Genomic DNA, 15,827 nt, shown 5'->3' on the forward strand with positions numbered 1-15,827 from the left:
CGGCGTTACCCTGCCCGCCCAGTCTTAAGAGAGTCTGAAGACAGACCCTCACGTTAACCTTTTTTTACCTTCAGACTTCGTTAAGAAATGGCTTGGATACTCCGCTCAAACCTATTGAGGGAGGCGTTCTGCCCATGCCCGATTTTGACTGGAACATCCCCCTGCCCCTGCGCTTCGGTCAAGCCGAAACACCGCAGATGACACTGACCGGCGCGCTGCCCGACGACACTCTCCGAGCGACGTTTGAAAGCTTTATCCAGCAACGCTTTCGCAAGGCCCACGGCGCCGACATTCGCCACTTCATGCCCGAGCTGTTCGGCATGCACAACGGCGATGGCGAGTTGTGCGCCGTGGCCGGGGTGCGTCGCGCGCATCTGGAATCACTGTTCCTTGAGCGCTATCTGGATGAGCCGATCGAGCCGCTAATCAGCGCGGCGGCGGATCGTGCGGTCGAGCGCAGCGCCATCGTCGAAGTCGGCAACCTCGCCGCCAGCGACACCGGCAGCGCGCGCCTGAGCATCATCGCCATCACCTACCTGCTGGCCATGGGCGGCCTGGAATGGGTGACGTTCACCGGCAACATCGGCCTGGTCAACAGCTTCCATCGCCTGGGTTTGAAGCCAGTGACATTGTGCGCCGCTGACCCGGAACGATTGGGTGACGAGCGTCAACACTGGGGCAGTTATTACGAAAGTAAACCTTGGGTGCATGTCGGCAACATCCGCGCCGGGTTCGTCCATTTGCGCAATATCGGCCTGTTTACCCGTTTGGGTTTGCCGGGTTCGATTGAAGGAGCCTGTCATGTCGCTTGAACTGCAACGCTTCCAGGAAACCCTGCGCGACCATGCCCGGCACAATGACCACGCGACGGCCCTGTGGGGCGACACGCTGAAACTCGATTACGCCACGCTGTACGCCGAAGTGTTGTATCGCCAGGAGCGCCTGCGCGACGAGCAGGCGCAAGTGATTGCGCTGGCGTTGGACAACGGCGTCGACGCGATGCTCTGGGATCTGGCCGTGCTGTTCGAAGGCCTGACCTGCGTGACGCTGCCGCCGTTTTTCAGTGCGGCGCAGCGCGCCCATTGTCTGCAACAGAGCCAGGCCGAACGGGTGATCGCCGAGCCGGAGCTGGGCGCCGAATTGCTCGCGGCTGGTTATGAACAACGTGGCGAGTTCTGGTGCCGCTCCTTCAGTGGCCCCAGTCGCATGCCGGCCGGTACCGCAAAACTCACCTTCACCTCCGGCACCACCGGCACGCCGAAAGGTGTGTGCCTGAGCGCCGACAGCCTGTTGCGGGTCGCGCGGGAGCTGGATCAGGCCAGCGAAGCCACCGGCCCGCAGCATCACTTGGCGCTGTTGCCGTTGGCGATTCTGCTGGAGAACCTCGGCTGCTACGCCGCGCTGTATGCCGGCGCGACACTGAGTTTGCCGAGCCAGAAAACCCTCGGCATTCAGGGCGCCAGTGGCGTCGAGATTCCGCGCTTGCTCGGTTATCTGGCCAGCCGTGCGCCGGAGAGTCTGATCCTGGTGCCGCAGTTGCTGTTGTTACTGGTCAGCGCCGCCGAACAAAAAGCCTTCGACCCGCAAACCCTACGCTTTGCCGCTGTCGGCGGTGCGCGCGTCTCGGAGGATCTGCTGCACCGCGCGCAACGGGTCGGGCTGCCGGTTTACGAAGGCTACGGCCTGTCCGAATGCGCCTCGGTGGTGTGCCTCAATCGCCCCGGCGCGCGCCGCCCCGGCAGCGTCGGCCGGCCGTTGCCGCATGTCGAAGTGCGGCTGGCCGAGGACGGCGAAGTGCTGATCAAGGGCTCGACGTTGCTCGGCTATCTGGGGGACGCGCCGTACGCCGATGAGTGGTGGCCGAGCGGCGATCTGGGCGAGTTCGACCCGGAAGGTTTTCTCTATCTCAAGGGCCGCAAGAAGCACCAGTTCGTCACCAGTTTCGGGCGCAACGTCAACCCGGAATGGGTCGAGTCGGAGCTGACCCAGCGCCGCCATATCGCCCAGGCGTTCGTTTACGGCGAGGCCTTGCCGCATAACCACGCCCTGCTCTGGCCACATCGTCCGGACTGCACCGATGCCGAACTGGCCGCTGCCGTCGCCGAAGCCAACGAGGCTTTGCCCGATTACGCCCAGGTGCATCAGTGGACGCGCTTGCCGCAACCCTTCAGCGCCGCCAATGGCCTGCTCACCGCCAATGGCCGCCCGCGCCGCGATGCCATCGTCGCGCAGTACCACAACCAATTGACCGAATCCGCTGTTTCCGAGGAGTCCGCATCATGAGTTTTTTTGACACCCTGCAAGAAGCCACGCAACAGGAACGCCACGAACTGTTCAACCTGCCGATCATCGTCGATGCCCTGCAAGGCAAGGTCAGCCTCGACAGTTATCGGGCGTTTCTCGCGCAGGCGTATTACCACGTGCGTCACACCGTGCCGCTGATGATGGCTTGCGGTGCACGCCTGCCGACGCGTCTGGAATGGCTGCGCAAAGCGGTGGCCGAGTACATCGAAGACGAATACGGCCACGAGCACTGGGTACTCAATGACATCGCCGCGTGTGGTGGTGATCGTGATGCGGTGCGCGACGGTCAGCCGTCGTTGTCGATCGAGCTGATGGTCAGCTTCCTTTATGACCTGATCGCCCGGGGCAATCCGGTGGGTCTGTTCGGCATGGTCAACGTGCTCGAAGGCACCAGCATCGCTTTGGCCACCCACGCGGCGGGCAGCATTCGCGAGCGTCTGGCATTGCCGGAAACCGCGTTCAGTTACCTGAGTTCCCACGGTTCGCTCGACATCGAGCACATGCAAACCTATCGGCGCCTGATGAATCAGCTGGAAGATCCTGCCGATCAAGCCGCCGTGATCCATGCCTCGAAAGTCGTTTATCGCCTGTACACCGACATGTTCCGTGGCTTGCCGCGTGACGCGGAGGCTCAACATGCAGCTGCGTGATGCGCGGGTGGTGCTGACCGGTGCCAGTGGCGGCATCGGCCTGGCCATCGCCGAAACCTTGTGCGCCGCCGGTGCCCATGTGCTCGCGGTGGCGCGGCATCAGGAAGCACTGCTGCCGTTGCTCAAGCGCTACCCCGAGTCTTTGTGCTGGGTCGCCGCTGACCTGACCTTCCTCAGCGACCGGCGCAAAGTGCTGGTCGCCGCCGAAGCCATCGGTGGTATCAACCTGCTGATCAACGCCGCCGGGGTCAATCACTTCGCCATGCTCGAACAGCTCGATGACAGCGATATCAACGCGATGCTGGCGGTAAACATCAGTGCACCGATGTGCCTGACCAAACTGCTGCTGCCGCTGCTCAAGCAGGCCGACAGCGCCATGGTGGTCAACGTCGGCTCGACCTACGGCTCGATCGGCTACCCGGGTTACGCCAGTTATTGCGCGACCAAGTTTGCTTTGCGCGGATTTTCCGAGGCACTGCGCCGGGAGCTCGCCGACACCCGGGTCAGCGTGCTGTACGTCGCGCCGCGCGCCACGCGCACCTCGATGAACAGCGCCGCCGCGCAAGCACTGAACGACGCACTCAAGGCCAACGTCGACGATCCGCAAACCGTAGCCTCAGCGGTGATCCATGCGATTGCCGGTGATCGCCGCGACCTTTACCTGGGCTGGCCGGAACGCTTCTTCGTCCGCCTGAACAATCTGCTCCCGCATCTGGTGGATCGAGGCCTGCGCAAGCAGTTGCCGTTGATCCGCCGTCTCAGTGAAAAACCTGACCACGAGTCGCCAAAGCCATGAAAAAACTATCCGCATGCCTGTTGCTCGCCGCCCTCAGTCAAAGCGTCTGGGCGCTGGAACCGGCCGACCAGCAACGCCTCGAGGGCATCCAGCAGAGCTGGGCGCACATTCAATATGAAGTGGCGGAAAAACAGCGCGCCGCCGCGTTCGAACAATTGGCCAACGAGGCCAACGCGTTCACCACCCAGCGCCCGGCGGTGGCCGAAGCGTGGATCTGGAAAGGCATCGTCACCAGCAGTTGGGCCGGTGCCGAGGGCGGCCTCGGTGCCTTGGGCAAAGCCAAGGACGCCAAGGCCGATCTGGAAAAATCCCTGACCCTCGACGCCAAAGCCCTGCAAGGCTCGGCCTACACCAGCCTCGCCGCGCTGTATGACCGCGTACCGGGCTGGCCCATCGGTTTCGGCGACAGCGACAAGGCCGAGCAACTGCTCAAGCAAGCCTTGCAACTCAACCCCAACGGCATCGACAGCCTGTACTTCTGGGGCGATCACCTCTACCGTCAGAAGCGCTACGCTGAAGCCAAAGCCGCGCTGCTCAAAGCCCAGCAAGCCGCGCCGCGCCCGGGCCGGGAAAGTGCCGATGCCGGGCGCCGCAAAGAAATCGCCAGCCTGCTGGTGGACGTGAACAAGAAACTCGACTGACAGGAGTCCGCGTGCGTTTATTACTGGTTGAGGATGACGTGGCGCTGGGTGAAGGCATTCATCAGGCGCTGGGCCGCGAGGGTTACACCGTCGACTGGCTCAAGGACGGCAGCAGTGCGTTGCATGCGCTGCTCAGTGAAACCTTCGATGTCGCCGTGCTCGATCTCGGTCTGCCGCGCATGGACGGCCTGCAGGTGCTGCGCCGCCTGCGCGACAGCGGTTCGAATCTGCCGGTGTTGATTCTGACCGCCCGCGACGCTACTGAAGATCGCATCGCCGGGCTCGACGCCGGGGCCGACGACTACCTGATCAAACCGTTCGACCTGGACGAACTCAAGGCACGCCTGCGCGCCTTGTTGCGGCGCAGTGCCGGGCGCGCCCAGGCGTTGATCGAACATGCCGGCATCAGCCTCAACCCCGGCACCCAGCAAGTCAGCTATCAGGGCCAGCCTGTGGCCCTGACGCCCAAGGAATATCAGTTGCTGCACGAACTGCTGTCGCCGCCGGGCCGGGTGATGACCCGCGATCAACTGATGCAGCTGCTTTACGGCTGGAACGAAGAAGCCGAAAGCAACACCCTCGAAGTGCACATCCACCACCTGCGCAAGAAATTTTCCACCGACCTGATCCGCACCATTCGCGGCGTGGGTTATCTGGTGGAGGAGCGTCGATGACCTCGATCCGCCGCCGCACGCTGACCTTGATCATCGGCCTGTTGCTGGCCGGCCTCGCGGTGCTCAGCACCTTCAACCTGCACGACAGCAACCACGAAATCGCCGAAGTCTACGACGCGCAATTGGCGCAGAACGCGCGCCTGCTGCAAGGCGTGATGCGCATGCCCTTGGCCAGCAAACAGCACGCCGAACTCTACCAGGCGTTCAACTCGGCGCTGGGCGAAGCGGTGCCGCGCGGTGAAGGTCATCCGTACGAACGCAAAATCGCTTTTCAGGTGTGGAATCCTGTCGGTGATGTGTTGGTGCACACCGCCAGCGCACCGTCCTTCAGGGCGCCACCGACTCAGCCCGGCTTCAGCGACGTGGTGGATCTGAACAATCGTCACTGGCGCGCCTTTCTCCTTGAAGACAAACAGAACGGCCTGCGCATCTGGGTCGGTGAGCGTGATGACGTGCGCGCCGATCTGGTCGACCGCATCGTCCGCCACACCCTGTGGCCGAATGTGGTCGGCAGCTTGCTGCTCGCGGCGATGGTCTGGCTGGCCATCGGCTGGGGCCTCAAGCCGTTGGCGAACATGGCCGAGACCTTGCGCGCCCGCCACAGCGGTTCGCTGGAGCCGTTGCAACTGGCGCCGCTGCCCAGTGAGCTGGAGCCGATGCAGGCGGCGCTCAACCGCATGCTCGCGCAGATTCAGGAAGTGCTTGGCCGAGAACGGCGCTTTATCGCCGATGCCGCCCACGAGATGCGTACGCCGCTGGCGGTGCTGCGGGTGCATGCGCAGAATCTGCAGGAGGCTGGCACCGAACAGGAGCGCCGCGAATCGCTGGCGTTTCTGATCGCCGGGGTCGACCGCACCAGTCGCTTGGTCAACCAGTTGCTGACCATGGCGCGCCTGGAGCCGAAACCCAATCCACCGCCGCTGCAACCCATCGACCTCAGCGAAACCGTGCGCAACAGCCTGGTGCAACTGACGCCATGGTTGCTGAGCAAACACCTGGAACTGGCTTTTGAAGACAGCGCTGAACCGTTCAACATCATGGCCAGCCCCGGCACGATCGACATTGCCCTGAACAACCTGATCACCAACGCTGCGAACTTCTCCCCCGAACACGGCGTGATCACCGTGCTGCTCAGCCAGTCCGAGGGGTTTTATCACTTGAGCGTCGAAGATCAGGGGCCGGGCATTGATGAAGCAGATCGGGCGCGCTTGTTCGAACGTTTCTACAGTCGCGGCAATGCCCACGGCGCGGGGCTGGGACTGACCATCGTCAACACCATCGCCACGCAGTTGGGCGGGCGAATCACTTTGGTCAACCGCGCTGAGGGCGGCCTGCGCGCAACCTTGTCGATTCCCGACGGGCATCCGCGCCCCGCATCGCAACGCAGCACCCGCGAACCGCCGCAGAGTTGAGCCTGTTGCGGAAACAGAAGCACCATCGCCCGCTGAAAAACAGTGGCCGCGTGTCGGAATCTGATCCAGATCAGTTCCCGGGGCTGACATCGGTGTAGAACAGACTCAGCGCACTCTCCTGCGCGTTGCTCGTTCAGCCCCGATGGAGGCTCATCTCATGCTCACTGTCAAAGACCACAATGACCGCGCGGCGCCGGCCTATGCCGCGCACCAAGGTGAATACTGGATCGAGTCGCTCAAGGATGGCCGCCACGTCTTGGTCCGTGCCCTGGCCGCCAAGGATCGCCAACGCGAATATGCGTTCATCAAGCGCTTGTCGCCCGAGTCCCGACACCTGCGCTTTCTCGCACAGATCAGTGAGCCGGGCACCGCGTTGCTCGATCAGTTGATGGACGTCGATTACAAACAACGCGCGGCCTTCATCGCACTGGTTCACGAAAATGGCGAATTGATCGAGATCGGCATCAGCCGCTACGCCGCCACGGGCGAGCAGGACTGTGAATGCGCCGTCACGGTCGCCGATGAGTGGATGCACCTCGGCCTGGCCACGTTGCTGATGGAACATTTGATCAAGGCTGCCCGGCACAACGGTTTCAAACATCTGTATTCGGTGGATTCGGCCAGCAACACGGGCATGCGCGACCTCGCCCGATCAATGGGCTTTGAAACCCACAGCGATCCTGATGATCCGCACCAGGTCATTCATCGCCTGAGTCTGTAGCGACATTCCTGCGCCCCGCACCTTTAAACGTTGCGGGGCGCATTGCCGATCAAGGCGTGATCGCCACCTTCATCACCCCATCGCGCTGATGCGCGAACAGTTCATACGCGGCTTCGATATCGTCCAGTTTGAAGTGGTGGGTCACCAGCGGCGACAGATCGACACCACCGCTTTGCACCACCGCCATCAGCCGGCGCATGCGCTCCTTGCCGCCGGGGCACAGGGTGCTGACGATGCTGTAATCGCCCAGCCCCGCCGCGAAGGCATCGTAGGGAATGCGCAGGTCCGACGCATAAACCCCGAGGCTCGACAAGCGTCCGCCCGGGCGTAACACCCGCAAGGCAGACTCGAACGTGCCCTGGGTGCCCAAGGCTTCGATGGACACATCCACGCCGCGCCCGTCGGTCAACGCCATGATTTGCTCGACCACGTCGCCGTCCTTGAAATTGACCACATGGGTCGCGCCCAACTGCCGCGCGACACTCATGCGCTCGGCCACCGCGTCGACACCAATGATCACGCTCGCGCCCTTGAGCCGCGCCCCGGCCACCGCGCACAGGCCGATCGGCCCCAGCGCGAACACCGCAACGCTGTCGCCGATACTGACTTCGCCACGTTCGGCGCCGGAGAACCCGGTGGACATGATGTCCGGGCACATCAGCACTCGTTCGTCGCTCAGCCCGTCGGGAATCGGGCACAGGTTGGCCAAGGCATCGGGCACCAGAACGTACTCCGCCTGACAGCCATCGATGATATTGCCGAATTTCCAGCCGCCGGTGGCGCGAAAGCCGTGGCGAGTGTCCGGCCCGTCCTGGGAGCCGCAACCGCACAGACAGGCGTAGCTTTGACCGCTGGGGGTGATGGCGCCGGCGATCACTCGCTGGCCTTCGAAAAATCCGCGCACCTGTGAGCCGAGCTTCTCGATCACGCCCACCGGTTCGTGACCGACGGTCAAGCCTTTGGCCACTGGATACTCGCCGCGCAGGATATGCACGTCGGTGCCGCAGATCGTCGTGGTGGTGATCCGCACCAGCGCGTCCAGCGGGCCAATCTCGGGGATCGGTTTGTCATCCAGCACGATGCGATTCTTTTCGACGAATATCGCCGCTTTCATCATGGCCATGATCAAGACTCCTGTGCAGGTGTTTGCAGTGAGTTCAGCACCTTTCCAAGGCTGCGCCGAACTGACCGACACAAGGTTGATAACGATCAATCAATGCAGGATTGCGCATCGCCGATGCCGCACGTCGGACGCAGGCATTATTGGGCCGCGTCATTGACAAAGATCAAGCCACGCCCGGCGGCACGGAGCAACATGAACTGACGCCGTTGCGTCTGGCCGGCCAATGCCGCTACCCACAGGAGATTCGTCATGTCCGAGCAAGCACGTTTCATGCTGGTAGCTTCACCGCTGATGAAACACAGCCCTGCGTTTGATCGGGCCGCGGCCCTGGCCAAGGCATCGGGGGCGGCGCTGCACATCGTGGCATTCGATTACCTCGAAGGGCTGGCGACCGCCGGATTGGTCAACGAGCAGGCCCTGGAACAGATGCGCCTGGGTTATGTAGAGCGCCACCATCAATGGCTAGAGGACCAGGCGCGGCCCATGCGCCACCTCGGCGTGACCGTGACCACGGAAGTGGTGTGGGTCGACAATCCGTTGCATGAAATCCAGATTCACCTCAAGGAGCAGCCGATGGCCCTGCTGATCAAGGATCTGCAGCACGCCTCGTTCATGTCACGGCTGATGTTCACCCCGCTCGATGTTCATTTGCTGCGCGAATGCCGGGTACCGCTGCACTTCGTCAGCCATGTCCAGCACGCCCGGCCCCGGCGGATCGTCGCGGCGATTGATCCGTTTCATCGCGACGAGCAATACGCCGACTTCAACGACCGTATCCTGCGCGAGGCCGCGAAACTGGCCAGCCTCTGCGATGCCGAACTGGATGTGGTCTATGCCTACGACCTGTCATCAATCAGCGCCGACGAGTTCGGCTTTGGCAACGCCTCGACGTTTTTCACCGAGGGCAAGGCGAAAACGCTGTTCGATGCGCAAGGCGATGCATTCCGCGAACTGGCCGAGCGCAACGGCATTGCGCCGGAACGCCAGCACATGATCATGGGCAATCCGGCCAACGTGCTGTGCAGCTACGCCGATGCCTATGACATCGATGTGATCGTCATGGGCCGTATCGGCCATCGCGGCCTGGGTCGGTTGATCGGTAGCACGGTGGAACAGCTGTTGTACAAAATGCCCTGCAGCGCCTGGGTGGTGTCGCCGCAAGTACTGGTCGACTGAACGCAGCCGTCCCTCTCGAGGGACGGCCTCAGATCGAACGCTGGTTGACCCGCGCCATCAGTTGCTCGGCGCTTTCCTTGCGCTCGGAATAGCGGTCGACCAGATGCGCCTGTTGATCGCGCAGCAGCACGGTGAACTTCACCAGCTCTTCCATCACATCGACCACACGATCGTAGAACGGCGACGCTTTCATTCGCCCGGTGTCGTCAAATTCCATGTAGGCCTTCGGCACCGAGGATTGGTTGGGGATGGTGAACATGCGCATCCAGCGGCCCAACACGCGCAACTGGTTGACCACGTTGAACGACTGCGAACCGCCGCAGACCTGCATCACGGCGAGGGTCTTGCCTTGGGTCGGGCGTACCGCGCCGAGTTCCAGCGGGACCCAGTCGATCTGTGCCTTGAACACGGCAGACATTGCGCCGTGCCGTTCTGGTGAGCACCAGACCTGGCCTTCCGACCACAGCACCAGCTCGCGCAGTTCCTGCACCTTGGGATGGTCGACCGGAGCGTCGTCGGGCAGTGGCAGACCGGACGGGTTGAAGATGCGCGTTTCGGCGCCGAAGTGTTCGAGCAGGCGCGCGGCCTCCTCTACCAGCAAACGGCTGAACGAGCGTTCGCGGGTCGAGCCGTAGAGCAGCAGGATCCGCGGTTTGTGCGCGCCCGCCTGCGACGGTTTGGCGTTATCGAACAGATTGAGATCGAGGTTGGGCAGTTCGGACATAAATCCTCCTTAAAGCGCGCCGATGCGGTCGAGCTCAGCCTTGAGTTGATCGCGGCTGAGCGAGTGGAAAGGCAGATCGAGGAAGGCCTGACAGCGTTGGCCGATGCGCATAAGGGTGGCGTGAAAAGCCGCGTCGACAGTGGCTTCGTCGCCCTTCACTTCGGACGGATCTTCCAGCCCCCAGTGGGATTTCAGCGCCGGGCCGAAATACACCGGGCAAGTCTCGCCAGCGGCTTTGTCGCACACGGTGATGACGATGTCCGGCGGGTTGCTTTCAAAAGCGTCGTTGCCTTTGCTGTGCAAACCATCAATGGCGATGCCGGCCTGTTGCAGCGTCGACAGGCTGCGCGGCAAGACCTGACCTTTGGGAAAACTGCCGGCACTCACCGCTTCGAATCCCGCTGGTGCCAGATGATTGAACATGGCTTCAGAGAGGATGCTGCGGCAGCTGTTGGCCGTGCACATGAACAGAACTCGCATGGATTGCTCCTACCGCCTTTGGCGGACATCAAAGGCTCAGGCGCAGTGCCAGGGCCGAAAGAGTGATCAACAGAACCGGAAGGGTCAGCAGAATGCCGACCTTGAAGTAGTAGCCCCAGGTGATGCGCAGACCTTTGCGTTCCAGCACATGCAGCCAGAGCAACGTGGCGAGGCTACCGATGGGGGTGATTTTCGGGCCGAGGTCGCAGCCAATGATGTTGGCGTAGATCATCGCTTCGCGAACGAGCCCTTGGGCGTCGCTGGCCTGGATCGACAACGCACCGATCAGCACGCTGGGCATGTTGTTCATCACCGATGACAACAGCGCGGACAGCAGGCCAGTGCCGAGGGTGGCACTCCATAAACCTTGCTCGGCCAAGCGGTCGAGGACGACGGCCAGCAGGTCAGTCAACCCGGCATTCTTCAGGCCATACACCACCAGGTACATGCCCAGCGAGAACACCACGATCTGCCACGGCGCATCACGCAAAACCCGTCGGGTAGCGATCTTGTGGCCCTTGGCAGCGACCGCAAAAAGGATCGCCGCACACACTGCCGCAACGGCACTGACAGGAATCCCCAGCGGTTCCAGTGCGAACAGTCCGACCAGCAATATCAGCAGTGTCCAGCCGCCGACCACGAAGGTGGCGTGGTCGCGAATCGCTGCTTTGGGTTCCTGAAGCGCCTCAACCGGGTAGCGCTGTGGCACATCGCGCCGGAAGTACACAAACAGCACCAGCAGCGTCGCCGCGACACTGACCAGACTCACCGGCACCATCACCGATGCGTATTCGGCAAAGCCCAAGCCGAAGTAGTCGGCGGAGACGATGTTGACCAGATTTGATACCACCAGCGGCAGGCTGGCCGTGTCGGCAATAAACCCGGCGGCCATGACGAATGCCAACGTCGCCGCCGGTGAAAAGCGCAGCGCCAGCAACATCGACATGACAATGGGCGTAAGGATCAGCGCCGCACCGTCGTTGGCGAACACCGCCGCCACCGCCGCGCCGAGCAACACGCAGAACGCGAACAATCGATAACCACTGCCCTTTGCCCATCGTGCAACGTGGAGTGCCGCCCACTCAAAGAAGCCGGCTTCATCCAGCAGCAGACTGATGATGATCACCGCGATAAACGTGGCGGTGGCGTTCCAGACGATGGCCCACACCGTGGGAATGTCCTGCAGCGAAACGGCACCGACGGCCAGGGCGATCACGGCGCCGAACGTGGCGCTCCAACCGACGCCTAATCCTTTGGGCTGCCAGATGACGAGTACGAGGGTGAAGACGAAAACAGCGAAAGCCAGCAACATTTCAGAACTCTCTAAATCCGGATTCAGCAGCAGGCGGCTTCGCGCACCGGACGCCCGTCCATGTTCTGCAGGCGGGCGACGTTGTCCTTTAGCCAATCAGCATTGGCCAGGGACGTCACTTGCAGGATTTCGCGCACCCACGCTGGCAGATCCGGGTTGAGACGGTAATAGACCCACTGGCCCTGACGGCGATCAAGCAACAAGCCATTACTGCGCAGTTGCGCGAGGTGACGGCTGATTTTCGGTTGGCTGTCGTCGAGCGCACACATCAGCTCGCAAACGCAGAGTTCACCTTGATCGGAAATGAGCAGCATGGCGCGGACGCGGGTTTCGTCAGCGAGGCTCTTGAAGACTTCGGTGGGAGTGATCATGGGACGGGCTCATCACATACGGAAATCCGAATATACGGATATCCATATATAAATCAACCCGGCAAATGCCATCGACCAAAGAACCCTGTGGGAGCACCTGTCGTCACCAGCGTTTTCAACAGCGAATGACGACTCCACGGGCCGCAGTACTCAGGCACATGCGCGATCAATCTATATCCGCAGCGGATGTACCACCGGGCGACGTTGTCATCCAGCGTTTCGATCAAGGCATCCACGCACGCCCTTTCAACGGCCAGCGCCTCAAGCTTGTGCAACGCCTCAGTACCCAGCCCGGTTCCGCGCCATTGCGCGTCGATCCACAGGTAATTGACAAACAGACGCCGGAATTCGGTTCTGCCGGTAGCGCCGCCGATCAGTGTTCCCTCCTCCATCAGCGCACAGGCGATGGCTTCAGCTTGTCCGCCGCGAGCCTCAGACAAGGTTCGGCCATGCTGTAAGACGCCGTCACTGATGGCCTTCAAGGTGTCCGCATTGATGTCGCGAACGCTAAGCCATTCCCTCATTGCTGCTCTCCATTGCCAAAGGCCTTGGTGCTACTCAAGCAAAAGCGGCGCCAACAGCAGCACAGCAAAAAGGATTAACGGCTGCCGGCCTGCGATCTGCCCAGCAGCAAGCCCTGCTCCGCCTCACACAACCCCACCACATAATCCCAGACCACCCGCAGCCGCACCGACTTGTGCAACTCGCGCCGCGTACTGATCCAGTAACTACGCTCGATGCTCTCATCCGGCAGCAACGGCACCAGATCGGGATCCGATTCGGCCATGTAGCAAGGCAACACCGCAATGCCCAATCCCGACCGCGCCGCTTCCTGCTGCGCAATGACACTGGTGCTGTGAAACACAACCCGAGGGCTGCGGCAGAAACTGTTGAGAAACATCAATTCCTGGCTGAACAGCAAATCATCGACATAACCAATCCACGCATGCCGCCCAAGGTCTTCGCGGCTTTGCAGTGGCGGCGCCTTATCGAGATAGCGTTGGCTGGCGTACAACGCGAGTCGATAGTCCGTGAGTTTGCGCGTAACCAGCATGTCCGCCGCCGGGCGCTCCAGATGAATACTGATTTCCGCTTCACGGTTAAGGATGCTGACGAAGCGCGGCACGGCGACCAGTTCCACTTCCAATCCCGGATAGCGTTCGAACAAGCCGATCATGCGGCTGGCGAGAAACTTGATGCCCAGCCCTTCCGTCACCCCCACACGAATCTTGCCCAACGGCGCGGTGGATTGGGTGATCTCTTCCTGCGCCAGCAGCGCGACGTTTTCCATCGCTTCAGCGTGTTTAAGCAACGCCTCCCCCGCCGGGGTCATTTCGTAGCCTTGGGCGTGCTGGACGAACAGCGCGGTGCCGAGGCTTTTCTCGATGGCTTCGATGTGGCGGGCGACGGTGGCGTGGGTGGTGTTGAGGCGGCGGGCGGCGGTGAGCAGGCGGCCGCTGCGTTGCAGCTCGAGAAAAAACCGCAGGTCGTTCCAGTCGAACATGGCGTGTCCTTGTCGGCTATGGTCTATGCAGGCTGTTTGAAAACGCACAGCGGCTGCGCAAAAACTAACATTCTTTTAACGAAAGCTAACAACTAGAGTGTCCGACAATAAAAACAAAAAGCGAGGTCAGGGAATGCAGACTTCCCTCGATGAATACGACTACATCGTGGTCGGCGCCGGCCCTGCCGGGTGCTTGCTGGCCAATCGACTGTCGGCAGATGCGCAGCAGCGCGTGCTGTTGCTCGAAGCCGGCGGGCGCGACAACTATGCGTGGATTCACATTCCTGTCGGTTACCTGTTCTGCATCGGTAACCCGCGCACCGATTGGTGCTTCAAGACCGAAGAACAACCGGGCCTCAACGGCCGCGCGCTGAGCTATCCGCGCGGCAAAGTGCTCGGTGGTTGTTCGTCCATCAACGGCATGATCTACATGCGTGGCCAGGCCAACGATTACGATGGCTGGGCGGCCGAAGGCAATCCGGGCTGGGCCTGGAACGACGTGCTGCCGCTGTTCAAACAAAGCGAAAACCATTTTGCCGGCGCGGCTGAATTCCACGGCGCCAAGGGTGAATGGCGGGTCGAACAACAGCGGCTGTCATGGCCGATTCTGGATGCCTTTCGCAGTGCCGCCGAGCAAAGCGGCATCGCCAGCATCGATGACTTCAATCAGGGCGACAACGAGGGTTGCGGCTACTTTCAGGTCAATCAGAAATCCGGCGTGCGCTGGAACGCGGCGAAGGCATTTTTGAAACCGGTGCGTGATCGGACCAATCTGACGGTGCTGACCGGGGTTGAGGTTGACCGGGTGTTGCTGGAGGACGGTCGCGCCTCGAAAGTCAGTGCGCGCCACGAAGGCCAGATCAAACAGTTCAAGGCGCGCAGAGAGATTGTCCTGTGCGCCGGCGCGGTCGGATCACCAAGCATTTTGCAGCGCTCCGGGATTGGTCCTCGGCCATTGCTCGAACGCTTGGGCATCGGCGTGATTCATGAGTTGCCCGGCGTTGGTGGCAACCTGCAGGATCACCTGCAATTGCGCCTGATCTACAAACTGGAAAACGCCCGCACGCTGAACCAGATCGCTGGCAGCGTGTGGGGCAAGATGGGCATGGGCCTGCGTTATCTGTATGACCGCAGCGGGCCGCTGTCGATGGCGCCGAGTCAGTTGGGCGCGTTTGCGCGTTCGGGGCCGGAGCAGACCTCGGCGAATCTTGAGTACCACGTGCAGCCACTGTCGCTGGAGCGTTTTGGCGAACCGTTGCACAGCTTTCCCGCCTTCACCGCCTCAGTTTGCGACTTGCGTCCGCAGAGTCGGGGACGCATCGACATTCGTTCGGCGGATCCACAGGAAGCGCCGCTGATCCAGCCCAACTATCTCAGCCATCCTGAAGATTTGCGCGTGGCAGCGGATGCGATTCGCCTGACCCGGCGCATCGTCAGTGCCCCTGCCCTGCAAGCGTTCAAACCGGTCGAGTATCTGCCCGGCGCCAACCTGCAAAGTGAAGAGGAACTGCAGGAAGCGGCGGCGAAGATCGGTACGACGATTTTCCATCCGGTCGGCACCTGTCGCATGGGCAATGACGGTGATGCAGTGGTCGATGCGCAACTGCGCGTCCACGGCGTGCCCGGGTTGCGCATTGCCGATGCGTCGATCATGCCGCGCATTACCTCGGGCAACACCTGTTCGCCTACGCTGATGATTGCCGAGAAAGCCGCACAACTGATCCTCAACCCCAACACCAGGAGCAGCACCCCGAAATTGGAGCTGGCCCAAACTCTGTAGGAGCTGCCGAAGGCTGCGATCTTTTGACTTTGGATTTTCCAGATCAAAAACAAGATCAAAAGATCGCAGCCTGCGGCAGCTCCTACAAAGAACCGCGTTTAATTCAAGGCATCACCCGGACACGCAACACCAGTGGAACAACAAAAACAATCACTGTGA

Annotated in this window: 17 protein-coding genes; 10 read left to right on the forward strand and 7 right to left on the reverse strand. The window is 61.6% G+C overall.

The features are described 5' to 3' along the window. The first annotated feature begins 134 nt into the window (after nt 1-134). The 8 genes from CKW38_RS00925 to CKW38_RS00960 all read left to right on the forward strand — a co-directional run bounded on the left by CKW38_RS00925 (nt 135) and on the right by CKW38_RS00960 (nt 7,198). Complete coding sequence (locus CKW38_RS00925) at nt 135-812, forward strand: thermostable hemolysin (protein ID WP_095111531.1); 678 nt, start codon at nt 135-137, stop codon at nt 810-812. Next, nucleotides 802-2,283, forward strand: coding sequence for an AMP-binding protein (locus CKW38_RS00930; protein ID WP_095111532.1), 1,482 nt, complete (start codon nt 802-804; stop codon nt 2,281-2,283). The genes CKW38_RS00925 and CKW38_RS00930 overlap by 11 nt, the downstream gene beginning before the upstream one ends. Then, entirely contained in the window at nt 2,280-2,954 is a 675-nt protein-coding gene (locus CKW38_RS00935; protein ID WP_095047431.1) for a TenA family transcriptional regulator, read from the forward strand. Before CKW38_RS00930 ends, CKW38_RS00935 begins: the two co-directional genes overlap by 4 nt. Then, entirely contained in the window at nt 2,941-3,750 is an 810-nt protein-coding gene (locus tag CKW38_RS00940; RefSeq protein ID WP_095111533.1) for an SDR family oxidoreductase, read from the forward strand. Before CKW38_RS00935 ends, CKW38_RS00940 begins: the two co-directional genes overlap by 14 nt. Next, the gene (locus tag CKW38_RS00945) at nt 3,747-4,391 is read left to right on the forward strand and encodes a tetratricopeptide repeat protein (protein WP_095111534.1); all 645 of its coding nucleotides are present in this window, start codon (nt 3,747-3,749) and stop codon (nt 4,389-4,391) included. The genes CKW38_RS00940 and CKW38_RS00945 overlap by 4 nt, the downstream gene beginning before the upstream one ends. Before the next feature lie 11 nt (nt 4,392-4,402). Continuing rightward, nucleotides 4,403-5,065, forward strand: coding sequence for a response regulator (locus tag CKW38_RS00950; RefSeq protein WP_007910671.1), 663 nt, complete (start codon nt 4,403-4,405; stop codon nt 5,063-5,065). Continuing rightward, on the forward strand, nt 5,062-6,477 hold the full coding sequence (locus CKW38_RS00955) for an ATP-binding protein (RefSeq protein WP_095111535.1): 1,416 nt from the start codon (nt 5,062-5,064) through the stop codon (nt 6,475-6,477). Before CKW38_RS00950 ends, CKW38_RS00955 begins: the two co-directional genes overlap by 4 nt. A 157-nt stretch (nt 6,478-6,634) precedes the next feature. Beyond that, complete coding sequence (locus tag CKW38_RS00960) at nt 6,635-7,198, forward strand: GNAT family N-acetyltransferase (RefSeq protein ID WP_095111536.1); 564 nt, start codon at nt 6,635-6,637, stop codon at nt 7,196-7,198. Nucleotides 7,199-7,247: 49 nt separating this feature from the next. Here CKW38_RS00960 and CKW38_RS00965 read toward each other — a convergent pair whose 3' ends face one another. After that, the gene (locus tag CKW38_RS00965) at nt 7,248-8,321 is read right to left on the reverse strand and encodes an NAD(P)-dependent alcohol dehydrogenase (RefSeq protein ID WP_095111537.1); all 1,074 of its coding nucleotides are present in this window, start codon (nt 8,319-8,321) and stop codon (nt 7,248-7,250) included. A gap of 249 nt (nt 8,322-8,570) precedes the next feature. Between CKW38_RS00965 and CKW38_RS00970 the strand changes: the two genes are divergently transcribed. Next, on the forward strand, nt 8,571-9,497 hold the full coding sequence (locus CKW38_RS00970) for a universal stress protein (RefSeq protein ID WP_095111538.1): 927 nt from the start codon (nt 8,571-8,573) through the stop codon (nt 9,495-9,497). A gap of 28 nt (nt 9,498-9,525) precedes the next feature. Here CKW38_RS00970 and arsH read toward each other — a convergent pair whose 3' ends face one another. From arsH to CKW38_RS01000, 6 genes are all read right to left on the reverse strand, one after another. Further along, on the reverse strand, nt 9,526-10,221 hold the full coding sequence (gene arsH / locus CKW38_RS00975; protein ID WP_095111539.1) for an arsenical resistance protein ArsH: 696 nt from the start codon (nt 10,219-10,221) through the stop codon (nt 9,526-9,528). Nucleotides 10,222-10,230: 9 nt separating this feature from the next. Continuing rightward, complete coding sequence (locus CKW38_RS00980; protein ID WP_007910659.1) at nt 10,231-10,701, reverse strand: arsenate reductase ArsC; 471 nt, start codon at nt 10,699-10,701, stop codon at nt 10,231-10,233. Nucleotides 10,702-10,729: 28 nt separating this feature from the next. Further along, nucleotides 10,730-12,013 carry an arsenic transporter gene (locus CKW38_RS00985; RefSeq protein WP_007910657.1) on the reverse strand — a complete coding sequence of 428 codons (1,284 nt, stop codon included), beginning with the start codon at nt 12,011-12,013 and terminating at the stop codon, nt 10,730-10,732. Nucleotides 12,014-12,036: 23 nt separating this feature from the next. After that, nucleotides 12,037-12,384: a metalloregulator ArsR/SmtB family transcription factor gene (locus tag CKW38_RS00990; protein WP_007910655.1), complete on the reverse strand. Its 348-nt coding sequence runs from the start codon at nt 12,382-12,384 to the stop codon at nt 12,037-12,039. Between the two features lie 53 nt (nt 12,385-12,437). After that, nucleotides 12,438-12,908, reverse strand: coding sequence for a GNAT family N-acetyltransferase (locus CKW38_RS00995; RefSeq protein ID WP_095111540.1), 471 nt, complete (start codon nt 12,906-12,908; stop codon nt 12,438-12,440). A 74-nt stretch (nt 12,909-12,982) separates the two neighbouring features. Beyond that, nucleotides 12,983-13,888 (reverse strand): LysR family transcriptional regulator, encoded by a 906-nt coding sequence (locus tag CKW38_RS01000; RefSeq protein WP_007910650.1) that lies wholly within the window; start codon nt 13,886-13,888, stop codon nt 12,983-12,985. A gap of 133 nt (nt 13,889-14,021) precedes the next feature. Here CKW38_RS01000 and CKW38_RS01005 point away from each other — a divergent pair, with 133 nt between their 5' ends. Continuing rightward, nucleotides 14,022-15,668: a GMC family oxidoreductase gene (locus CKW38_RS01005; RefSeq protein ID WP_095111541.1), complete on the forward strand. Its 1,647-nt coding sequence runs from the start codon at nt 14,022-14,024 to the stop codon at nt 15,666-15,668. The last annotated feature ends 159 nt before the right edge of the window (nt 15,669-15,827 follow it).

The organism is Pseudomonas sp. Irchel 3H7, assembly GCF_900187605.1.
Taxonomy (GTDB): domain Bacteria; phylum Pseudomonadota; class Gammaproteobacteria; order Pseudomonadales; family Pseudomonadaceae; genus Aquipseudomonas.

What these genes read in the sequence shown, in the direction of transcription:
- arsH (WP_095111539.1), bottom strand. Translation starts at nt 10,221, where the DNA reads ATGTCCGAACTGCCCAACCTCGATCTCAATCTGTTCGATAACGCCAAA.
- CKW38_RS00980 (WP_007910659.1), bottom strand. Translation starts at nt 10,701, where the DNA reads ATGCGAGTTCTGTTCATGTGCACGGCCAACAGCTGCCGCAGCATCCTC.
- CKW38_RS00945 (WP_095111534.1), top strand. Translation starts at nt 3,747, where the DNA reads ATGAAAAAACTATCCGCATGCCTGTTGCTCGCCGCCCTCAGTCAAAGC.
- CKW38_RS00985 (WP_007910657.1), bottom strand. Translation starts at nt 12,013, where the DNA reads ATGTTGCTGGCTTTCGCTGTTTTCGTCTTCACCCTCGTACTCGTCATC.
- CKW38_RS00965 (WP_095111537.1), bottom strand. Translation starts at nt 8,321, where the DNA reads ATGGCCATGATGAAAGCGGCGATATTCGTCGAAAAGAATCGCATCGTG.
- CKW38_RS00935 (WP_095047431.1), top strand. Translation starts at nt 2,280, where the DNA reads ATGAGTTTTTTTGACACCCTGCAAGAAGCCACGCAACAGGAACGCCAC.
- CKW38_RS00995 (WP_095111540.1), bottom strand. Translation starts at nt 12,908, where the DNA reads ATGAGGGAATGGCTTAGCGTTCGCGACATCAATGCGGACACCTTGAAG.
- CKW38_RS01000 (WP_007910650.1), bottom strand. Translation starts at nt 13,888, where the DNA reads ATGTTCGACTGGAACGACCTGCGGTTTTTTCTCGAGCTGCAACGCAGC.
- CKW38_RS00925 (WP_095111531.1), top strand. Translation starts at nt 135, where the DNA reads ATGCCCGATTTTGACTGGAACATCCCCCTGCCCCTGCGCTTCGGTCAA.
- CKW38_RS00990 (WP_007910655.1), bottom strand. Translation starts at nt 12,384, where the DNA reads ATGATCACTCCCACCGAAGTCTTCAAGAGCCTCGCTGACGAAACCCGC.
- CKW38_RS01005 (WP_095111541.1), top strand. Translation starts at nt 14,022, where the DNA reads ATGCAGACTTCCCTCGATGAATACGACTACATCGTGGTCGGCGCCGGC.
- CKW38_RS00970 (WP_095111538.1), top strand. Translation starts at nt 8,571, where the DNA reads ATGTCCGAGCAAGCACGTTTCATGCTGGTAGCTTCACCGCTGATGAAA.
- CKW38_RS00930 (WP_095111532.1), top strand. Translation starts at nt 802, where the DNA reads ATGTCGCTTGAACTGCAACGCTTCCAGGAAACCCTGCGCGACCATGCC.
- CKW38_RS00955 (WP_095111535.1), top strand. Translation starts at nt 5,062, where the DNA reads ATGACCTCGATCCGCCGCCGCACGCTGACCTTGATCATCGGCCTGTTG.
- CKW38_RS00940 (WP_095111533.1), top strand. Translation starts at nt 2,941, where the DNA reads ATGCAGCTGCGTGATGCGCGGGTGGTGCTGACCGGTGCCAGTGGCGGC.
- CKW38_RS00960 (WP_095111536.1), top strand. Translation starts at nt 6,635, where the DNA reads ATGCTCACTGTCAAAGACCACAATGACCGCGCGGCGCCGGCCTATGCC.